The sequence below is a fragment of the Gordonia sp. NPDC003376 genome, assembly GCF_053589235.1.
Genome location: NZ_JBSFRM010000002.1, coordinates 362,223 through 383,026, shown reverse-complemented (window position 1 = coordinate 383,026; position 20,804 = coordinate 362,223). Strand labels below are relative to the sequence as shown.

Sequence of the window (20,804 nt, the reverse complement as noted above, 5' to 3'; positions counted from 1 at the left end):
GGCCCTGCCGGATCCCGGCCTCGGGCAGTTCTCGGATCCACGTCAGATCTTGCCGTCGCGGATCTTGGTGGCCATCACCGCGACCTGGGTGCGTCGCTGCATGTCCAGCTTCGCCAGGATGCGCGAGACGTAGTTCTTGATCGTCTTCTCCGCCAAGAACATCCGCTCGGCGATCTGACGGTTGGTGAGACCCTCGCCGATCAGGTTGAACACCTCGCGTTCCTGATGGGTCAGTTCGGCGAGCGGATCGGCCTTCTGTTCCTTGCCGTCACGCAGCTTGGCCAGCAGGGCAGCAGTGCTGCGGTCGTCCAACAGGGACCCGCCCTGCCCGACCGTGCGGACCGCGGCGACCAGGTTGTGGCCGAGGATCTGCTTGAGCACGAATCCGGAGGCACCGGCCAGCACGGCGGCGAGCAGCGCGTCGTCGTCGGCGTAGCTGGTCAGCATCAGGCATCGCACCGACGGATCGGCGGCGCGCACATCGCGGCACAGCTCCACGCCGTTCCCGTCGGGCAGGCGGACGTCGAGTACCGCGACGTCGGGCCGGGTGGCCAGGATCCCGACCTTTGCCTCGCCGACGGTCGCGGCCTCACCGATCACCTCGATGTCGTCGGCGGTGCCGAGCAGATCGCGCAGACCGCGTCGCACCAGTTCGTGATCGTCGACGAGATACACGCGCACGGGCGTGCCGGCCGGGGTGGACATGATTCGAAACTACCGCACCTCCGAAACCGATTCGCGACGTCGGTCCCCATCGGGTCGGGACCTTCGGCACAGGTGTGACGGGTGTGACCGAGACGAAAGTGGTTACCGGCCGGAGTGCGTGTCCGGACTCTGTGACCGGAGTCCCACCGACGAGCCCACGACGAGGTGGGCGACGACGTGCCGCACCGAACCGACGTCCCACAAGAACAAGGAGTCCCTGTGACCACCCTCATCGGAGAAGCCACCAGCGACACCGGCATGACCGGGTCGGATCTGTTGCGCGAGTTGCTGCCGGTCTGCGAGGCCGAGGTGGAACGGCACATGAAGATGACCAAGGACTGGCATCCCCACGACTACGTGCCGTGGGACGAGGGCCGGAACTTCGCCGCACTCGGCGGCATCGACTGGGACCCCGCGCAGTCACAGCTGTCGGAGGTCGCCAAGGCCGCGATGATCACCAACCTGCTCACCGAGGACAACCTGCCGTCGTATCACCGGGTGATCGCCGACAACTTCAGCCTCGACGACGCCTGGGGCTTCTGGGTGGGTCGCTGGACCGCGGAGGAGAACCGGCACAGCATCGTCATGCGTGACTACCTCGTCGTCACCCGCGGTGTGGACCCGGTGGAACTCGAAGAGATCCGCATGGCGCACATGACCCACGGCTTCAACCCCCTGCCCGAGGACGACGGCCAGCGGGACCACAGCTTCGACATGCTCTTCGCCGTGGCGTACGTGTCATTCCAGGAACTCGCCACCCGCGTCAGCCACCGCAACACCGGCAAGGCCTGCGGTGACCCGATCGCCGATCGCATGCTGCAGCGCGTGGCCGCCGACGAGAACCTGCACATGCTCTTCTACCGCAACATCGTCGCCGGGGCGCTCGACCTGGTCCCCGACCAGGCGATGGCCGCGATCTACGCGATCGTCTCGAACTTCCAGATGCCCGGCGCCACCATGCCGAACTTCCGGCGCAATGCGGTGCTGATCGCCAAGGGCGGCATCTACGACCTGCCCCAGCACATGTCGGAGGTCGTGATGCCGGTGCTGCGGAAGTGGCGGATCTTCGAGCGTGACGACTTCGGGCCGCTCGGCGAGATGTACCGCGACAAGCTCGCCGACTTCCTCGAGGAGATGAACGTCAAGGTCGACAAGTTCGAGCGGGCCCGTGAGCGTGCGCTCGAGCGTGCCGCCCGCAAGGAACGGGCCGGGGCGTGACCATCGTGGCCGAGGTACCGGTCGGATTCGAGGCGGCGATCACCATGGCCGAGGCCGCGGCCAGCCGCAATCCGACCTGGTGGAACGAGGTCCGCACCCACAGCGACGACGCGGCCGCCGGGGAGTACTGGAGTTCGATGCTGCTCGGCACCCTGCTGCAGTCGGCGGCCCACCGCCTCGGCGTGCCATCCGCCGACGTGTGGGCGCACATCCGGCGGACCGGGGAACTGCCGCTCTGAACCCCGGTCGGTAGGGTGTTCACTCATGGTTGCGCCCCCTGCCGACACCACGTCCCCTGAGCCCGGAACATCCGGCTTCGGCCACTATCTGGCAGGTCTCGACCTCGTCGGCCGCAAGGTGGTCGTGGTGGGCGGCGGGTCGGTGGCGCAACGCCGGCTGCCCAACCTGGTGTCGGTGGGTGCCGATGTGCACGTCATCGCGGTCGAGGCGACTCCGGCGGTCGAGTCGTACCCGGGGATCACCCTGCATCACCGGGCCTATGCCGACGGCGACCTCGACGGCGCCTGGTACGCCATGGCCTGCACCGACGACCCGGAGGTCAACGCGGCCGTCGTCGCCGAGGCCGAACGCCGTCACACCTTCTGCGTGCGCGCCGACGACGCGCGTTTCGGCACCGCCGTCACCCCGGCGTCGGGGCGTCACCGCGATGTCCAGTTCGGCGTGCTCGCCGGTGGCGACCACAAGTTGTCGGCGTCGTTGCGTGCGGCCATCTCCCGCGCCCTCGCCGACGGCGAGCTGGCGGTCGAGGAGGCGCCGCACCCGCCCGGCGTGGCCCTGGTCGGCGGGGGCCCCGGTGACCCGGACCTGATCACCGTCCGCGGTCTGCGGCTGCTGATGGCCGCCGACGTCGTCGTCGCCGACCGGCTTGCGCCACCGGCGCTGCTCGCCGCACTCGGCCCGCAGGTCGAGATCATCGACGCCGCGAAGGTGCCCTATGGGCGGGCGATGAAGCAGGAGGCCATCAACGACGTCCTCGTCGCCAAGGCCAAGGAGGGCAAGTTCGTCGTCCGGTTCAAGGGCGGCGACCCGTATGTCTACGGCCGCGGATTCGAGGAACTGCAGGCGTGTGTGGCCGCCGGGGTGCCGGTGAGCGTGGTGCCCGGCATCACCAGTCCCATCTCGGTGCCCGCGTCGGCCGGGATCCCGGTGACCCATCGCGGGGTGACCCACGAGGTGGTGATCGTGTCGGGGCATGTCGCCCCCGACCATCCCGACTCCCTGGTCGACTGGCCGGCGCTCGGGAAGCTGCGCGGCACCCTGGTGCTGATGATGGCGGTGGAACGGATCGACAAGTTCACCGCGGCCCTGCTCGACGGCGGACGCCCCGCCGACACGCCGGTCGCGCTGATCGAGAACGGTTCGCTACCCACCCAGCGGCTCATCCGCACCGACCTCGCGCACGCCGCACAGACCGCGGCCGACGAGAACTTGAGGCCGCCCGCGATCGTGGTGATCGGCACCGTCGCCGGGTTCACCGACGCCGACGCTCTCACCGGCGGATAGGTGTCGGCCACGTCTCGATTCGTCATCGGGGATTGGCATATGCGCGGCGGGTACCGGTAGCGTCGACCTCCATGTCGACATCGGGCCACACACAGCGCCGAGTGTCCGGCGGCATGGGGGAGGGTCCGGGGACCCCGTCGTCGGCCGCCTTCCAACCGGTATTCGGACTGGCCATCCTGGTGTTGTCGGGGATGCAGTTGCTGATGGTGCTCGACGGTACCGTCGCCGCCCTCGCGTTGCCGTCCATCCGGGATCACCTCGACATGGGGGAGTCCACCGCCAACTGGGTGATCACCTCGTATGTGCTGGCCTTCGGCGGACTGATGCTGCTCGGTGGCCGACTCGGAGACACGTTCGGCCGCAAACGCATGTTCATCATCGGCGTCACGGCGTTCACGGTGACGTCGCTGCTGTGCGGTGTGGCCTGGGACAGCACGAGCCTGATCATCGGCCGCGGTCTGCAGGGGGCCTCGGCGGCGATCGCCGCACCCACCGCAATGGCATTGGTCGCGACCACCTTCGCACCCGGTAAACCACGAAGCCAGGCCTTCGCGATCTACGCCGCGATGACCGGACTGGGGTCGGTGGCCGGCCTGATCCTCGGTGGCGTGCTCACCCAGGTGTCCTGGCGGCTGGTGTTCCTGATCAACGTGCCGATCGGTATCGCGGTGGCCGTCGGGGCACTGTGGGTGCTGCGTGAATCGCAGGGGGAGCGGCTGGCGCTCGACGTGCCCGGAGCCGTTCTCGCCACACTCGGCTGCACCCTGCTGGTCCTCGCGGTGAGCGAAGGACCCAACGGGTGGGGACGGCCGCTGGTGATCGTGTCGTTCGTGCTCGGCACGGTCGCGCTGATCGCATTCGTGATGGTCGAGCGGCGTGCCGCCAACCCGATCCTGCCGTTCGTGTTGTTCGACAACTCCAGTCGTGTGGCCGCACTCGGGGCGATCTTCCTGTCCAGCATGATCATGATGTGCATGGCGGTGTTCATCTCGCAGTACCTGCAGGGAATCCTCAAGTACACACCGATCCAGAGTGGACTGGCCGTGGTGCCCTTCGCCGTGGGACTCGGCGTGGCCGCCGCCATCGCCTCCAAGTTGGCGTTGCTGATCCAGCCGCGCTGGCTGGTGTTGTTCGGCGGTGCGGTGATCCTGTTCGGCTGTCTCTACGCCTCCTCGATCGCCGACGACAAGCCGAGCTATCTGCCCAGCATCGCGATCCCGGTGATCGTGATCGGATTCGGCGTGGGGCTGGCGGTGATCCCGCTGACGTTGTCGGTGGTGGCCGGTGTCGGCCCTACCGAGATCGGTCCGCTCACCGCCCTCGCCCAGGTGGCGCAGAACCTCGGCGGGGCCATCGGTCTGGTCATCGTCGGCGCCATGGTCACCTCGCGGGCTCTGTCGCAGGGCGGTACCACGGCACCGGTGGAGACGATGAACGAGACCCAGCTCGCGGCGCAGGCCGACGGCTACGGACTGGCCTTCGCCTGCTGTGCCGGTATCGCGGTGATCGCGGCGGTGGTGGTGCTGTTCATGCGGTTCACCCCCGAAGAGGTCGCCGAGGGACAGGCCGCGCAAGAGGCGGCCAACTCCGATCTCGACCCGAACTAGTCGTCGCCCCGTCTCCCGAACACGTTCACCGGGCGTCCGTTCGCGTTGACTGGGCGCCTGATTTCGTTGACCGGGCGCCTGACTTCGTTGACCGGGCGCTCGATCGCGTTGACCGGGTAGCCGGCCACGTCACCATCGGATGTGGGCGAGTCCCACTCGTACCCGGCGCAGTTGCCGCCGCGGCCCACGAAGCGGCGGACGGCGCAGGGTTAGTCCGGTCAGGGCGGCAATCGTCTCGACGACGGCATCGAGCGAGCGGCCGTCGGTCGGCACGTGGACGGCGAACCGCGGAGCGGCGAGTGCCTCGACGCAGCGGTCGATCTGTGCCATCGCCCATGTCTCCTCGCGTCCCGCGACCCGGCCGATCCAGTACCCGCTGCGCGTACGGAGCCGGCGCTGCAAGGTCGCCGGTGTCGCCGACAACGAGACGTGGGTGACGTCGATGCCACGGTCGGCGAGGCCGGCCATGATCTCGTCGAAGTGGTCGGCGTCGACCAGCGTCATCGGCACGATCACCGGACCGTCCCACTCGGCGACGGCGTCGGCGAGGGTCGCGACCACCGCCGATCGCCAGTGCGGTCGGTCCTGGAAGTCGCGGCGCGCGTGGGCGGGCAACACCTTGTGGATGCCGTATCCGATCAGCTCGGGATCGGCGACATGCGCGTTCCCGCAGCGGCGGGCCAGTTCGAACGCCGTGTGGGTCTTGCCCGCGCCGAAGGCGCCGTTGATCCAGACCAGCATGGCGCCGAGTGTAGGGACCGGCACGTGAACTCCTTGTGAGCGTTGGCGCCCGGTCAACCTGTTCTGGCACCCGGTCGACGTGGTAGGGCGCCCGATCGGCGGGATGGGGCACCCGGTGTACGTCCTCATGCGCCCAGTCGACGCGATCAAGCGCCCGGTCAACGAGATCTGACGCCCGGTCGGCGGGATGGGGTGCCCGGTCAACGAGATCTGACGCCCGGTCGGCGGGATGGGGCGCCCGGTCGGCGGGATGGGGCGCCCGGTGAACGTGCTCATGTGCCCACTCGACGGGCAGGGAGGACTATTCGGTGACGACGACGATCTCGGTCGGCGAGGCGATCTCGACCCGCTGTCCGGCGTCGGCGAGTACAGCGGCGAGTGCGTTGACATCGCGCACGATGCGCCGGGTGCGGACCAGCTCGCGTGCCATCAGCCCCTTGTAGTGCTTGTTGAAGTGGCTCACCACCTTGCGGGAGCCATCGGCGGACTCGGTCACCACGGTCGCGGTGACCGCCCCCGACACCGGCCCGAGCTGCTGGTAGATCCCCGACCGCAGATCCACCACGAAGTCGTCGACCGCGTCGAGCGTCGCCGACAACTCGCGCTTCCACACCGAGGTCAGCGTGCCGAAGCCGGGTAGTTTGGAGCCGCCGGAGAGCCGATAGGCGGGAATCGGATCACCGGCACGTACCACCCCGAACAGTGCCGAGCCGATCGCCAGCCGCTCGGCGGCCTTCGCCTTGCCTGCCCTGGTCAGGGACGCGTGGTCGAGGGCGTCGTAGAGCACCCCGGTGTACCGCTCGATCGCCGGACGGGTGGGCGAGAGCCACAGGTCGGCGTTGCGGTCGACCTCGTCGAGCTGGGTACGACCCAGGCCGAGCGCCTTCTGGCTGGCGTCGAGGTCGGCGGCGAGGACGACCAACGCATCGCCCAGGGTCTTGCGGATGGGATTGAGGTCGCCGAAGGAGAGGGCGTCGAGGTCGAGCGGTGAACCCGGGCCACCGTCGGACTTGGTCTCCGAGGGAGGGAGGATGACGAGCACCGCAACACCATAACTAAACTGGTCACCCGTGATCACACGCATGTCGACCCTGTTCCTTCGCACGCTGCGCGACGACCCTGCCGATGCCGAGGTGCCCAGCCACAAGCTGCTGGTCCGTGCCGGGTACGTCCGACGCGCGGCGCCGGGTGTCTACAGCTGGCTCCCGTTGGGGCTGCGCGTGCTCAGGGCCGTCGAGAACGTCGTCCGCGAGGAGATGAACGCCATCGGTGCGCAGGAGATCCTCCTGCCCGCGCTACTGCCACGCGACCCCTACGAGCAGACCGGCCGGTGGACCGAGTACGGCGATGCGCTGTTCCGTCTCAAGGACCGCAAGGGCGTCGACATGCTGCTCGGCCCCACCCACGAGGAGCTGTTCACCCAGCTGGTCAAGGGTGAGTACTCGTCGTACAAGGACATGCCGGTCACCCTGTACCAGATCCAGACCAAGTACCGCGACGAGGAGCGTCCCCGCGCCGGCATCCTGCGCGGCCGCGAGTTCGTGATGAAGGACTCGTACTCCTTCGACCTCGACGACGACGGTCTCAAGGCCAGCTACGACGCCCACCGCGAGGCCTACCAGAAGATCTTCGCCCGCCTCGGCGTCAAGTACGTGATCGTCGCCGCCACCTCCGGCGCGATGGGCGGCAGCGCCTCCGAGGAGTTCCTCGCCGAGAGCGAGGTCGGCGAGGACACCTTCGTGCGCTGTCTCGAGTCCGGATATGCCGCCAACGTCGAGGCCGTGATCACCCCGCCGGTCGAGCCCGTCCCGTTCGACGGTCTGCCGCAGGCGAAGGTGCACGACACCCCCGACGCCCCGACCATCGATTCGCTGGTCGACTGGGCCAACAATGCCCTCGACGGCACCTACACCGCCGCGGACACGCTGAAGAACGTGCTGGTCAAGGTCCGTGCCCCGGGTGCCGACTGGGAATTGCTCGGCGTCGGCGTGCCTGGCGACCGTGAGGTGGACTTCAAGCGCCTCGAGGCATCGCTGGAACCGGCCGAGGTGGAGTTGCTCACCGAGGACGACTTCACCGCCAACCCGTTCCTGGTCAAGGGTTACATCGGACCGAAGGGGCTGCAGGACAACGAGGTCCGCTACCTCGTCGACCCGCGCGTCGCCGACGGCACCGCGTGGATCACCGGCGCCGACGAACCCAACAAGCACGTCGTCGGCCTGGTGTCCGGCCGCGACTTCACCCCCGACGGCACCATCGAGGCAGCGGAGGTCCGCGACGGTGACGCCTCGCCCGACGGCAAGGGCACCCTGGTCAGCGCCAAGGGCATCGAGATCGGACACATCTTCCAGCTCGGTCGCAAGTACACCGATGCCTTCGAGGTGGACGTGCTCGGCGAGACCGGCAAGCCGGTCCGCCTCACCATGGGCTCCTACGGAGTCGGTGTGTCACGACTGGTCGCGGTGCTCGCCGAGCAGTGGCACGACGACAAGGGCCTGCGCTGGCCGCGTGAGGTCACACCGTTCGACGTGCACCTGGTGATCGCCAACAAGGACCAGGCCGCGATCGACGGGGCGGGCACGCTCGCTGCCGACCTCGACGCCGCCGGCCTCGAGGTGCTCCTCGACGACCGCAAGGCATCGCCGGGCGTGAAGTTCAAGGATGCCGAGCTGCTCGGTATGCCGACGGTGGTCGTCGTCGGACGTGGTTACGCCAACGGCGTGGTCGAGCTGCGTGACCGGTTCACCGGCGAGAGCACCGAGGTGCCGGTGGCCGACGCGGTGTCGGCGATCACCGCGGCCGCCCGGAGCTGATCGGCGCCGGCGAGATCCCCACGCGATCACCATGGGCACGGTGGATCTGCCGCGCCCCTGGTGATTCGGCGCGCCCCTGGTGATTCGGCGCGCCCCTGGTGATTCGGCGCGCACGTGGTGGTCGGGCGCACAGCGCAGGTGCGCACGCGTCCGTGGTGTGGCTGCGGTGCGCGGACCGTGGACCACTACGTCGCCGGGGCGCCCGGGAAGGCGACGGTGGCCGGTTTGTCACCCAACGCCACCCGCCAGTCGGAGGCCCGGCGTGCCGATGCCGTCAGTTCGTCGACGGCGAGGGTGTGGGCCTTCTCGTCGTCGGACTGCTCGAGCACCGCGCGGTAGGCGACGGTGCAGTCGACCTCGGCGGCCAGCGCCACCTTCGCCGCGCTCAGCGGATCGGTCACGTCCACCGGCAGTGTGTAGCCGGCGGCGGCCAGCGGGGGGGTGCCGCCGGCCGCGGTGATCGCCGCGCCGACCGCATCCCGCGCGGTCCGATGGGCGGCGATGTTCTCGTTCACCGTCGGTCGGCGCGCGGCCGTCACGAACGCGGTGATCACCCCGTAGGTGAAGATCGCCGCATTCTCTGCGTCGGCGGCTGCGGTCAGGGACTCGATGGTGCTCATCCGAGCTGTACCTCCACGAGGGTCGTCGTCGATGCGCCGACCGACCCGGCCAGGCCCGACGAATACCCCGACAGCGAGATCGCCGCCTGACGGGCGGCTGTGGCCGAGGAGGTCAGCGAGGTGCGCAGGTCGTCGAGGGTGGCCGGCCCGGTCGGTGCCGTCGGGGTGGGTGTGACCGACGCCGACGCCGACGCCGTCTCCGACACCCGGGACGCGATGTCCTGGTCGAGGCGGGTGATCTCGGCGGTCAGGGCCTCGGCATGCTGCTTGCGCTGATCGGCCACCACCGCGAGCGCCGCGGAGTACTCGGTCACACGCGGGGCGAGATCGCGGGCCGTGGCCGCATCGACGTTCGCCGACCGTGCCAGCGGCAGCAACGCCTCGGCGGTGGTCTGGCCGGGGGTCGGGCCGCTCTCACACGCCGACACCGATGCCGCGACCACCACTCCGGCGCCGATCACCAGACCGCCACGCAGGACGGTGCGTCGGTTCGGGGATGCCGGGTGGGGGGCGGGGTCGATCGGCAGCTCGGTCACCCGAGACATGATGCCAGCCGGGTGGACCGGTGGTGGTCACGTGCTGGATGACCGATTCCGTACCGACATCCTCTAGCATGGTGTGCGCTCGCAGACGCCGTGATCGGCCGGACCGACGCCGTCGATCCCGATCCGAACAGCCCCGGCGATTCGGACAGCCCACACAACTGAACACCGACGACAACTGAACACCGACGACAACTGAACACCGACGACAACTGAACATGAGGAGGACACGGTGAGAATCGACGGAGATCGGGTACGCGACCTCGTCGAAGGCATCGTCACCTCGTGCGGACTCGACCTCGAGGACGTCGTGGTGACCACGTCCGGGGGACAGGACGAGATCGTCTTGGTCGTCGACCGCGACGGCGGTACCGACCTCGACCTGCTCGGCGATCTGACCCGAGAGATCAACGACGTCCTCGACGCCCACCCGGACGTCTCCGAGGACGCCTACACCCTGGAGATCACCTCGCCCGGCATCGGCCGGCCTCTCACGTTACCCCGCCACTGGCGCCGCGCGCAGGGACGCAAGGTCCGCATCGACCTCACCGGAATCGACCTCACCGGAGATGCCGACCGGAAGGTCACCGACGACAAGCGGATCACCGGCCGGATCGGGACCATCACCGACGACGCGGTCGAGATCGTCAGCAACAACAAAGGCCGGATCGGCATGCGCACGGTGCCGTTCGACACCATCGCCGCGGCGGTGGTGGAGGTGGACTTCTCCCGGCCCAGCGTCGCCGACCTGCAGCGGTGCGGACTCGACGAGGACGAGATCGCCCGCCGGCGCGATCCCGGACCCACCGAACTCGACAGATGAAACCGACAAGTGAATAGGAGTCCTTCCCGATGAACATCGACATCAACGCCCTGCGGATGATCGAGGCCGACAAGGGTATTTCGATCGACACGGTGATCACCGCGATCGAGACGGCCCTGCTCACCGCCTACCGTCATACCGACGGCTTCGCCCCGCACGCCCGGATCGACGTCAACCGCAAGTCCGGTGCCGTCCGCGTGATGGCGCAGGAGCTCGACGACCACGGCAATGTGGTGCACGAGTACGACGACACCCCCGAGGGCTTCGGCCGCATCGCCGCCACCACCGCCCGGCAGGTCATCCTGCAGCGTCTGCGTGACGCGGAGAACGAGAAGAGCTTCGGTGAGCTGGCCGCGCACGAGGGCGAGATCGTGGGCGGTGTGGTGCAGCAGGACGCCCGCGCCAACGCCCGCGGCATGATCGTGGTGCAGATCGGCAACGAGGCCAATGCCACCGAGGGCATCATCCCCTCGGCCGAGCAGGTGCCGGGCGAGACCTACCGCCACGGCGACCGGATCAAGTGCTACGTGGTGGGCGTGGCCCGCGGTCAGCGCGGTCCGCAGATCACGCTCTCGCGTACCCACCCGAACCTGGTGCGCAAGTTGTTCTCGCTCGAGGTGCCCGAGATCGAGGACGGTTCGGTGGAGATCGTGGCCGTCGCCCGCGAGGCCGGCCACCGGTCGAAGATCGCGGTGCACACCGGGGTCAGCGGACTCAACGCCAAGGGGGCGTGCATCGGCCCGATGGGTCAGCGCGTGCGAAACGTGATGAGCGAACTGGCGGGGGAGAAGATCGACATCATCGACTTCGATTCCGATCCCGCGGTGTTCGTCGGGAATGCCCTGTCGCCGGCGAAGGTTGTGTCGGTGGAGGTCGTCGACGCGGCGGCCAAGGCGGCGCGCGTGGTGGTCCCCGACTACCAGCTGTCGCTGGCCATCGGCAAGGAAGGGCAGAATGCCCGGCTCGCCGCCCGGCTCACCGGGTGGCGGATCGACATCCGCTCGGACGCCGACACCGGTCCCGCCGGAGATGCCGAGGCACCCCGTCCCGACGCCAGGTGACAGGCGATTGTCCTACCGGCCACGACGCGCGCTAGACTAAGCGATGGTTCAGCGAAAGTCGTCGGCACCGTCAACGGACGGAGGTCGGCGTGATCGGCGTCGAGCCGTGCGGCAGGGTTCCGCGCGGGTCGGCCGGCATCGTCCGATTCGGATGTGTGTCGGATGTCGGCAGCGGGCTGACACCTCGGATCTGATCCGGGTGGTCGCCCGCGCAGGGGAGGACGGCCAGTGCGTCGTCGTCGATCTCGCGAAGACCATGTCGGGACGGGGTGCGTGGCTGCATCCGCGGAGGGACTGTGTGTCCGTCGCGGTGAGGCGACGCGCGTTCGCCGCGGCACTGAGGACGCCGCGTCTGGTCGTGGAACCGGACGACCTCACCGAAGTGATCGGAACCGGAGTCCCGGCACCGGCCACGGACGACAGCACAGGCCCCGACAACGGGCCAGAACAGGTAGCAGAAGACATGAGCACACCGTGAAGTCACCACGATGACCTCGTATCGGACGTAATCCGAGGCCGCAGCGGGCAGCCCCGCTCGGCCTCCATAGTGAGGAGAGCAGTGGCAGGCAAGGCCCGCGTGCACGAACTGGCCAAGGAACTGGGAGTGACGAGCAAACAGGTGCTCGAGCGACTCAAGGAACAGGGCGAGTTCGTCAAATCCGCGTCGTCGACCGTCGAGGCCCCGGTGGCCCGTCGACTCCGCGAATCATTCCCCAAGAAGGACGGCTCCGGCGGAGCCGGTTCTTCGGCACCGAAACCCGGTGCCAACGGATCGAACGCCAAACCCGGCGCCGGTCCGCGTCCCGGCCCGCGTCCGGGATCCCCCAAGCCCGGTCCCGCGCCGGCGCCCGAGGCCCCGGCAGCGCAGGCACGTCCTGCCGCCCCGGCCCGTCCGGCCGCACCTGCGGCCGCCGCGCCGTCGGCCCCGTCGCGCCCGCAGCCCGGCCCCAAGCCGAGTACGGCAGCACCCGGCCCCAAGCCCGGTGCACCGCGTCCCGCGGCCGCACAGCAGAGCGCTCCGGAGACCAAGCCCGCCGGACAGAGGCCCGGCGGCCCCACCCCGGGCCCGCGTCCGGGACCCAAGCCCGGTCCGCGCACCCCGCGTGTGGGCAACAACCCGTACTCGTCGGCTCCGGCCCCCGCGCCGCGTCCGCCGGCCCCGCGTCCCGGCCAGGGCGGTCCTCGCCCCGGCGGCGGACGTCCCGGTGGTGCCCAGGGTGGCGGCCGTCCCGGTCAGGGTGGCCCCCGTCCCGGTGGTGGTCAGGGCGGTAACCGTCCGAGCCCCGGCAACATGCCGCCGCGCCCGAACCCGGGTGCGATGCCCAGCCGTGCCGCACGGCCCGACGCCCGTCCGGGCGGTCGTGGCGGCGGCGCCGGTCGTGGTGGCCCCGGTGGCGGTGGCGGCGGCGGTGGATACCGTGGTGGCCCCGGTGGCGGTGGCGGAGGTGCCCCCGCCGGTGGTGGCTTCCGCGGACGCCCCGGTGGCGGTGGTGGCGGCGGTCGTGGCCGCGGCGGTGCCGCGGGTGCGTTCGGCCGTCCCGGCGGTGCCCCGCGCAGGGGTCGCAAGTCGAAGCGGGCGAAGCGCGCCGAGTACGAGAGCATGCAGGCACCGGCAGTCGGCGGTGTCCGGCTGCCCCGCGGCAACGGTGAGGTCATCCGCCTCGCCCGCGGCGCATCGCTGTCGGACTTCGCGGACAAGATCGGTGCCAACCCGGCATCGCTGGTGCAGGCCTTGTTCAACCTCGGCGAGATGGTCACGGCGACCGAGTCGGTCAACGACGAGACGCTGGAGCTGCTCGGCGGCGAGATGAACTACAGCGTCCAGGTCGTGAGCCCGGAGGACGAGGACCGCGAGCTGCTCGAGAGCTTCGATCTCAGCTACGGCGAGGACGAGGGTGGCGAGGAAGACCTCGCACAGCGGCCGCCGGTGGTCACCGTCATGGGTCACGTCGACCACGGCAAGACCCGACTGCTCGACACCATCCGTAAGGCCAACGTCCGCGAGGGCGAGGCCGGTGGTATCACCCAGCACATCGGTGCCTACCAGGTCGACACGCACCTCAACGGTGAGGATCGCCTGATCACCTTCATCGACACCCCGGGTCACGAGGCGTTCACCGCCATGCGTGCCCGTGGTGCGAAGGCCACCGACATCGCGATCCTCGTGGTCGCGGCCGACGACGGCGTCATGCCGCAGACGGTGGAGGCGGTCAACCACGCCCAGGCGGCCGACGTGCCGATCGTCGTGGCGGTCAACAAGATCGACAAGGAAGGCGCCGACCCGACCAAGATCCGTGGTCAGCTCACCGAGTACGGTCTGGTGCCCGAGGAGTACGGCGGCGAGACCATGTTCGTCGACATCTCGGCCAAGCAGGGTCTGCACATCGAGGAACTCCTCGAGGCAGTGCTGCTGACCGCCGACGCATCGCTGGATCTGCGGGCGAACCCGGACATGGACGCGCAGGGTGTGGCCATCGAAGCCCACCTGGACCGCGGTCGTGGCCCGGTGGCCACCGTGCTGGTCCAGCGTGGCACCCTGCGGGTCGGCGACTCCGTGGTCGCCGGCGACGCCTACGGTCGCGTGCGCCGCATGGTCGACGAGTACGGCGACGACGTCGAAGAGGCGCTGCCGTCGCGTCCGGTCCAGGTCATCGGCTTCACGTCGGTGCCCGGTGCCGGTGACAACCTGCTCGTCGTCGAGGAAGACCGCATCGCCCGGCAGATTGCCGACCGGCGCAATGCGCGCAAGCGCAACGCGCTGGCCGCACGCAGCCGTAAGCGGATCAGCCTCGAGGACCTGGATTCGGCGCTCAAGGAGACCAGCCAGCTCAACCTCATCCTCAAGGGTGACAACTCGGGTACCGTCGAGGCGCTCGAAGAGGCGTTGCTCGGGATCGAGATGGGCGACGAGGTCTCGTTGCGGGTCATCGACCGCGGTGTCGGTGGCGTCACCGAGACCAACGTCAACCTGGCTGCGGCGTCGGATGCGATCATCATCGGCTTCAACGTCCGTGCGGAGGGCAAGGCCACCGAGCTGGCCAACCGCGAGGGCGTCGACATCCGGTACTACTCGGTGATCTACCAGGCCATCGACGAGATCGAGAGCGCGCTCAAGGGCATGCTCAAGCCGGTCTACGAAGAGGTGGAGCTCGGCCGCGCCGAGATCCGCGCGATCTTCAAGTCGTCGAAGATCGGCAACATCGCCGGTTGCCTCGTGCAGTCGGGCATCGTGCGCCGCAACGCCAAGGCCCGTCTGCTGCGTGACAACGTCGTGGTCGCCGAGAACCTCACGATCGCCTCGCTCCGTCGCGAGAAGGACGACGTGGTCGAGGTCCGCGAAGGCTACGAATGTGGTCTGACGGTCACCTACAGCGACATCAAGGTCGACGACGTGATCGAGACCTACGAGTTGCAGGAGAAGCCGCGCGACTGACGCGCACCGTTACACCCAGGCTCCCCTTCCGCCCGGCACGCACCGCACCCGGTGCCTGCCGGGTCGGGAGGGGAGCATCTTCTGACCTCAGGGAGGAACCCGATGGCCGATCCGGCACGAGCACAACGACTCGCCAAGCGGATCTCGTCGATCGTCGCGTCGGCGATCGCGAACGAGATCAAGGATCCGCGGCTGGCACATGTGACCGTCACCGACGCACGCGTCACCGCGGACCTGCACGACGCCACCATCTTCTACACGGTGATGGGTGCGGGCATCGATGACGAACCCGATCTCGAGGGTGCCGCGGCCGGCCTCAAGAAGGCCACCGGCATCCTGCGCTCCAAGGTGGGCGCCGGCACCGGTGTCCGATTCACCCCGACACTGACCTTCGTCGTCGACACCGTGCCCGACGCGGCCCGGCAGATGGAGGAACTGGTCGCCAAGGCCCGGGCGAGTGACGAACTCGTCGCCAGGCAGGCGGCGGGTGCGAGCCCGGCCGGTGACGCCGACCCCTACCGCAGCAAGGACGACGACCATCCGGAGACCGCGGACGGCGAGGACGCCGACGAGTGACCGCCGGTTCGAGTTCGGACGTCGCGGCACTGCTACGCCGCGCCGCCGACGACGCGGGAGCGGTGACCGTCCTGTGTCACATGCGACCGGACGCCGACACGATCGGCAGTGGTCTGGCGCTCGGTCTGGCCCTGGACCGTCTCGGGATCGACGTCGAGGTGGCGTTCCCGGGACCCGAGGATCTACCGGCCGCGTTACGGGAGCTGCCGGGCAGCAAGCTGCTCGTCGATCCCGCGGATCTGGTGGGACATCGGGTCGCGGTGTCGGTGGATGCGGCGAGTATCCAGCGTCTGGGAGCGCTCGGTACGCACTTCGGTGCGGCCGAGTCCTCCGTGGTGATCGACCACCACGCCTCCAACCCGGGGTTCGGTGACATCGACTTCATCGACCCGGCCGCCGACTGCACCGCGGAGTTGGTGCTGCGCGTCCTCGACGACATGGGGGCAGACGTCGATGTCGACATCGCGACCTGCCTGTATGCGGGACTGACCACCGACACCGGTTCGTTCCGGTGGGCGCGGCCGGACTCCCTGCGGGTCGGGGCCCGACTGCTCGACGTCGGGGTGGACGGACGCGGCTGGAGCCGACGGCTCTTCGACACCCATCCGTTCTCCTGGTTCGGCATGGTCTCCCAGGTCCTCGGCGCCGCACAGCTCGATCGAACCGCCTGCGGTGGTGAGGGTCTGGTGTATGCGGTGGTCGACGCCGCAGCCCTCGCCGACCTCAGCTGGGAGGAGTCGGAGAGCATCGTCGACATCGTGCGCACCGCCGCCGAGGCCGAGGTCGCCGCGGTGTTCAAGGAGGTGGAGGCCGGGCAGTGGACGGTCTCGCTCCGATCGAAGAACACCGTCGACCTGGTCCCGATCGTCCGTGGGCACGGCGGCGGCGGCCACCGGCGTGCCTCCGGGTACAGCGATGCCGGCCCGATCGACGAGGTCGTCGCGCGGCTGCGGGACTCGCTCTGATCCCCGCACCCCCGGCACCCGCCGACCTCGACCCCGGGATGCGACGGGTCGGTGTCCTGACGGTGTCGGCGCTGGCGGTGCTGATCGCACCGCCGCTGTACCTGCTGTTGGACCTGGCCGTGGTCGGCAGGCTCGGCGGCGACGAACTCGCCGCAGTCGCCGTGGCCACCCTGGTGCTGTCGATCATCAGCACCCAGTTGACGTTCCTGTCGTACGGGACCACCGCCCGCTCGGCCCGCCGGTTCGGTGCCGGCGACCGGGCCGGGGCGGTGGAGGAGGGTGTGCAGGCGAGCTGGATCGCCGTCGGCGCGGGACTGCTGATCGTCGTGATCGCCTACCCGATCGCCCCCTGGGTGATGTCGGCGCTGGTCGGACACGAGTCCCCGGCGTCGGCGGTGGTCGCCGCGGATGCCACCCAGTGGCTGCGCATCGCGGTGTTCGGGGTTCCGTTGATCCTGCTGTCGATGGCCGGCAACGGCTGGATGCGGGGGGTGCAGGAGACCCGTCGTCCGATCGTCTACGTGGTGGTGGGGCTGTCGGTGGCGGCGGTCCTCGTCGTCGGGCTCGTGCACGGCATCGGCTTCTTTCCACGGCTCGGTCTCGACGGCAGCGCCGTGGCGAACGTGATCGGCCAGGGGATCACCGGCCTGCTCTTCGCGGCACGGGTGATCCGGGAACGCGTCGCCGGCGCCGAACGGCCATGGGCGGCGTTCGCTCCGCGCCGGTCGGTGATCGGCGCACAGCTGCGCATGGCCCGGGACCTGATCGTCCGGAGCCTGAGCTTCCAGATCTGCTTCGTCTCGGCGGCCGCGGTGGCCGCTCGGTTCGGGGTGGCCCAGGTCGCCGCCCACCAGCTCGTGCTGCAACTGTGGGACTTCATGTCGCTGTTCCTGGACTCGGTGGCGATCGCCGCGCAGGCCCTCGTCGGTGCCGCCCTCGGCGCGGGGTCGGTGGCCGTGGCGCGCAGCGTCGCCCGGCGGGTCACCATCATGTCGGCGGTGGCCGCGGTGCTGATGGCCGGTGTGTTCGCGCTCGGGTCGTCGGTGCTGCCGCGGGTCTTCACCTCCGACGACGAGGTCCTCGCCGCGATCGGGGTGCCGTGGTGGTTCTTCGTCGGCATGCTGCCGGTCGCCGGGGTGGTGTTCGCGCTCGACGGTGTCCTGCTCGGAAGCGGCGACGCCGCGTTCCTGCGTACCGCCACCCTGATCGGCGCGCTCGTCGGCTTCCTGCCGCTGATCTGGATGTCGCTGGCCTTCGACTGGGGCCTTGCCGGGGTGTGGTCGGGTCTGGTGCTGTTCATGGTGATCCGGTTGATCGCCGTGGTGTGGCGGGTGGCCTCCGGTCGCTGGCACCGGACCGGTACCGAGATCGCCTGAACACCGGGCGGTCAGACCCCCGACGCGGTGCGGGAGTCCGCCGATTCCACCGCACGCCGGGGTCCGTGGCACGATGGATCCTCGTGGCAACTCTCTGGGCGATCAGCGATCTGCATGTTGCACATCGCGGCAACGAGCACATCATCGACCAGATCCGGCCGAGCTCCGACGACGACTGGCTGATCGTGGCCGGTGACGTCGCTGAACGCACCGACGACATCATCGACACCCTGCGGCGGCTGCGTGCGCGCTTCCACACCGTGATCTGGGTACCGGGCAACCACGAGCTCTACACCACGGCCAAGGACCCGTTGCAGGTGTTCGGCGTGGCCCGGTACGACTACCTGGTGCAGGCGTGCCGGGACATCGGGGTGATCACCCCGGAGGACATCTACCCGAGCTTCGATCCCGGCGACGGCAGCGGTCCGGTACGGGTGGTGCCGATGTTCCTGCTCTACGACTACACGTTCCGTCCGGAGGGCACGGCCACCGCGCTCGCGGCGCTCGCCGTCGCGCGGGAACGCAATGTGGTGGCCACCGACGAGTTCCTGCTCTCACCCGAGCCGTACCCCACCCGCGATGCGTGGGGACGGGCACGCGTGGCCGCCACCCGCACGCGGCTCGAGGCCGTCGACCCGGCCGAGTCGACCATCCTGATCAACCACTGGCCACTGCGCCGCGAACCCACCGACACCCTGATGTACCCGGAGTTCGCGCTGTGGTGCGGCACCGTCGAGACCGCCGACTGGCACACGAGATTCAACGCCGCCTGCTGCGTCTACGGGCACCTGCACATCCCGCGCACCACCTTCTACGACGACGTCCGGTTCGAGGAGGTGTCGGTGGGCTATCCGCGTGAGTGGAAGCGTCGCGGCCTGCCCGAACCCCTGCTGCGGCAGATCCATCCCGATCCGGGCCTGCGTGAGGCCGACCTGCCCGCCCACGGCGCCCGCTTCGAGCTGCCACCCGACTACGAGGAGCGGGCCCGGGAGTTCGCCCGCCGGATCGAGGAACGACGCCGCAGGCGGTCGGGGTCACAGCGATCCGGGTCGGCGCCGACCGGCCAGACCCCGAAACAGGCCGACCCCGATCAGACACGTACCGACGACAGCCTGGGAGACACACCGTGATCGAACGACTGTTGCCCGCCGGTGTGGCCGCGGCGGAATCCTTCGGTGACCCACCGGGTCTGACCCCGATGCCCGCCGAGGAGTCGCTGATCTCGCGGGCGGTGGAGAAGCGTCGCCGCGAGTTCACCACCGCGCGCCACTGTGCGCGGCAGGCGCTCGGCGAACTGGGTATCGACCCCGTGCCGATCATGCGGGGTGAACGCGGAATGCCGTTGTGGCCCAAGCAGGTCGTCGGCAGCCTGACCCACTGCGACGGGTATCGCGCGGCGATCGTCGGGTTCTCGATGGCGGTGCGGTCGGTCGGCATCGACGCCGAACCGCACGCCGAGTTGCCCGACGGTGTGCTCGACCACACCAGCCTGCCCGCCGAGCGGGAGGTGCTCGCGACGCGCCCGGACACCCTGCACTGGGACCGGCTGTTGTTCTGCGCCAAGGAGGCCACCTACAAGGCGTGGTTCCCGCTGACCGAGCGCTGGCTGGGATTCGAGGACGCGCACATCACCTTCGAGCAGGACACCGCCGACGTGGGGGTGACCGGCCCGGAGGCCGTGGCCTCGGGGCGATTCACCTCCCGCATCCTGATCGACGGCCGGACGATCGACGGGGGAGCACCGCTGAACGAACTACACGGCCGCTGGCTCGTGGACCGCGGACTGATCACGACGACGATCGTGATGGTGTGACATGGCCGACGCCTCCATCGAGAACGCCGGGCTGGTCATCATCGACAAGTCCGGCGGCATCACCAGCCACGACGCGGTGTCACGCTGCCGCAAGATCTTCGACACCCGGCGTGTCGGCCACGCCGGCACCCTGGACCCGATGGCCACCGGCGTGCTCGTCATCGGGATCGAGCGCGCCACCAAGCTGCTCGGGCTGTTGTCGTTGACCACCAAGGCATATGTGGCCACCATCCGGCTCGGGTCGTCGACCACCACCGACGACAAAGAGGGCGAGATCCTCACCCGCGGCGACGTGGCCGAGGTGACCGACGAGGCGATCGCCAGCGGTGTGGCGGCGCTGACCGGCGACATCGAGCAGGTCCCGGCGAAGGTGTCGGCGATCAAGGTCGACGGACGGCGCGCGCACGCGCTGGTGCGCACCGGCGCCGACTTCGACCTCGAGGCCCGCCCGGTGACGGTGTCGCGCTTCGACATCCTCGAGATCCGCCGGATCGACGACGGGTTCATCGACCTCGACGTCGAGGTGGACTGCTCGGCGGGCACCTACATCCGTTCCCTGGCACGTGATCTGGGCGCCGGGCTGGGCGTCGGCGGGCATCTCACCGCGCTGCGACGCACCGCCGTCGGACCGTTCACACTCGAGCACGCGCGCACCCTCGACGAGCTCGCCGGGCACCCGCAGCTGTCGCTGACGATCGACGAGGCGGCCTTGCTGTCGTTCCCGCGCCGCGACATCGACGCCGACGAGGCCGAGTCGATCAGCCAGGGTCGCTGGCTGGAGCCGATCGGGCTCACCGGGATTCACGTCGCCGTCGACCCCGACGGCCAGGCGATCGCACTGATCCAGGAGAAGGGCCGCCGGGCGAGTTCGGTGATGGTGGTCCGTCCCGCCACGCTCCGCTAGGCAGGCCGACGCCCCGGTGATCGGGCTCGGCGGTGGGTTCGACTCCGCCGGCCCGACGTCGCCAGGGAGTCGAACATCGGGTC

20 protein-coding genes are annotated in these 20,804 nt (G+C 69.5%); 15 read left to right on the top strand and 5 right to left on the bottom strand.

What is annotated here, in order from left to right; all coding sequences use genetic code 11:
* Window positions 1-42: 42 nt before the first annotated feature.
* Window positions 43-705: a response regulator gene (locus ACWDUA_RS03970; RefSeq protein WP_449749679.1), complete on the bottom strand. Its 663-nt coding sequence runs from the start codon at window positions 703-705 to the stop codon at window positions 43-45.
* Between the two features lie 219 nt (window positions 706-924).
* On the opposite strand from ACWDUA_RS03970, the gene ACWDUA_RS03965 reads away from it, so the two are divergent.
* The 4 genes from ACWDUA_RS03965 (at window position 925) to ACWDUA_RS03950 (ending at window position 5,054) form a co-directional block, all read left to right on the top strand.
* A complete protein-coding gene (locus ACWDUA_RS03965; RefSeq protein WP_449749678.1) occupies window positions 925-1,923 on the top strand; it encodes an acyl-ACP desaturase in 999 nt (332 codons plus the stop codon).
* A complete protein-coding gene (locus tag ACWDUA_RS03960; protein ID WP_449749677.1) occupies window positions 1,920-2,162 on the top strand; it encodes a hypothetical protein in 243 nt (80 codons plus the stop codon). The genes ACWDUA_RS03965 and ACWDUA_RS03960 overlap by 4 nt, the downstream gene beginning before the upstream one ends.
* A 25-nt stretch (window positions 2,163-2,187) precedes the next feature.
* Window positions 2,188-3,447: a uroporphyrinogen-III C-methyltransferase gene (cobA, locus tag ACWDUA_RS03955; RefSeq protein ID WP_449749676.1), complete on the top strand. Its 1,260-nt coding sequence runs from the start codon at window positions 2,188-2,190 to the stop codon at window positions 3,445-3,447.
* A gap of 113 nt (window positions 3,448-3,560) precedes the next feature.
* The gene (locus ACWDUA_RS03950) at window positions 3,561-5,054 is read left to right on the top strand and encodes a DHA2 family efflux MFS transporter permease subunit (RefSeq protein ID WP_449749722.1); all 1,494 of its coding nucleotides are present in this window, start codon (window positions 3,561-3,563) and stop codon (window positions 5,052-5,054) included.
* Window positions 5,055-5,183: 129 nt separating this feature from the next.
* On the opposite strand, the gene ACWDUA_RS03945 is transcribed toward ACWDUA_RS03950, so the two are convergent.
* Window positions 5,184-5,819 (bottom strand): AAA family ATPase, encoded by a 636-nt coding sequence (locus ACWDUA_RS03945; protein ID WP_449749675.1) that lies wholly within the window; start codon window positions 5,817-5,819, stop codon window positions 5,184-5,186.
* A 277-nt stretch (window positions 5,820-6,096) separates the two neighbouring features.
* Window positions 6,097-6,879, bottom strand: a complete 783-nt coding sequence (gene yaaA / locus ACWDUA_RS03940) for a peroxide stress protein YaaA (protein ID WP_449749674.1) — start codon at window positions 6,877-6,879, stop codon at window positions 6,097-6,099.
* Here yaaA and ACWDUA_RS03935 point away from each other — a divergent pair.
* Complete coding sequence (locus ACWDUA_RS03935) at window positions 6,878-8,608, top strand: proline--tRNA ligase (RefSeq protein ID WP_449749721.1); 1,731 nt, start codon at window positions 6,878-6,880, stop codon at window positions 8,606-8,608. The genes yaaA and ACWDUA_RS03935 overlap by 2 nt on opposite strands.
* A 185-nt stretch (window positions 8,609-8,793) precedes the next feature.
* Here the strand turns inward: ACWDUA_RS03935 and ACWDUA_RS03930 are convergent, their stop codons facing one another.
* Both ACWDUA_RS03930 and ACWDUA_RS03925 read right to left on the bottom strand, forming a co-directional pair.
* Entirely contained in the window at window positions 8,794-9,228 is a 435-nt protein-coding gene (locus ACWDUA_RS03930) for a ferritin-like domain-containing protein (RefSeq protein ID WP_449749673.1), read from the bottom strand.
* Window positions 9,225-9,773: a hypothetical protein gene (locus ACWDUA_RS03925; protein ID WP_449749672.1), complete on the bottom strand. Its 549-nt coding sequence runs from the start codon at window positions 9,771-9,773 to the stop codon at window positions 9,225-9,227. Before ACWDUA_RS03925 ends, ACWDUA_RS03930 begins: the two co-directional genes overlap by 4 nt.
* Before the next feature lie 229 nt (window positions 9,774-10,002).
* Between ACWDUA_RS03925 and rimP the strand changes: the two genes are divergently transcribed.
* From rimP to truB, 10 genes are all read left to right on the top strand, one after another.
* Window positions 10,003-10,593, top strand: a complete 591-nt coding sequence (gene rimP / locus ACWDUA_RS03920; RefSeq protein WP_449749671.1) for a ribosome maturation factor RimP — start codon at window positions 10,003-10,005, stop codon at window positions 10,591-10,593.
* A 29-nt stretch (window positions 10,594-10,622) separates the two neighbouring features.
* The gene (gene nusA, locus ACWDUA_RS03915; protein ID WP_449749670.1) at window positions 10,623-11,654 is read left to right on the top strand and encodes a transcription termination factor NusA; all 1,032 of its coding nucleotides are present in this window, start codon (window positions 10,623-10,625) and stop codon (window positions 11,652-11,654) included.
* 43 nt (window positions 11,655-11,697) lie between these two features.
* Window positions 11,698-12,132: a YlxR family protein gene (locus ACWDUA_RS03910; protein WP_449749669.1), complete on the top strand. Its 435-nt coding sequence runs from the start codon at window positions 11,698-11,700 to the stop codon at window positions 12,130-12,132.
* An 81-nt stretch (window positions 12,133-12,213) separates the two neighbouring features.
* Complete coding sequence (gene infB, locus ACWDUA_RS03905; protein ID WP_449749668.1) at window positions 12,214-15,087, top strand: translation initiation factor IF-2; 2,874 nt, start codon at window positions 12,214-12,216, stop codon at window positions 15,085-15,087.
* Window positions 15,088-15,189: 102 nt separating this feature from the next.
* A complete protein-coding gene (gene rbfA, locus ACWDUA_RS03900) occupies window positions 15,190-15,663 on the top strand; it encodes a 30S ribosome-binding factor RbfA (RefSeq protein ID WP_449749667.1) in 474 nt (157 codons plus the stop codon).
* Window positions 15,660-16,628, top strand: coding sequence for a DHH family phosphoesterase (locus ACWDUA_RS03895; protein ID WP_449749666.1), 969 nt, complete (start codon window positions 15,660-15,662; stop codon window positions 16,626-16,628). The genes rbfA and ACWDUA_RS03895 overlap by 4 nt, the downstream gene beginning before the upstream one ends.
* 38 nt (window positions 16,629-16,666) lie before the next feature.
* The gene (locus tag ACWDUA_RS03890) at window positions 16,667-18,004 is read left to right on the top strand and encodes an MATE family efflux transporter (RefSeq protein WP_449749665.1); all 1,338 of its coding nucleotides are present in this window, start codon (window positions 16,667-16,669) and stop codon (window positions 18,002-18,004) included.
* An 83-nt stretch (window positions 18,005-18,087) separates the two neighbouring features.
* Entirely contained in the window at window positions 18,088-19,134 is a 1,047-nt protein-coding gene (locus ACWDUA_RS03885; RefSeq protein WP_449749664.1) for a metallophosphoesterase family protein, read from the top strand.
* Complete coding sequence (locus ACWDUA_RS03880) at window positions 19,131-19,817, top strand: 4'-phosphopantetheinyl transferase family protein (RefSeq protein ID WP_449749663.1); 687 nt, start codon at window positions 19,131-19,133, stop codon at window positions 19,815-19,817. Before ACWDUA_RS03885 ends, ACWDUA_RS03880 begins: the two co-directional genes overlap by 4 nt.
* A gap of 1 nt (window position 19,818) precedes the next feature.
* Window positions 19,819-20,721, top strand: a complete 903-nt coding sequence (truB, locus tag ACWDUA_RS03875; RefSeq protein WP_449749662.1) for a tRNA pseudouridine(55) synthase TruB — start codon at window positions 19,819-19,821, stop codon at window positions 20,719-20,721.
* Window positions 20,722-20,804 lie beyond the last annotated feature (83 nt).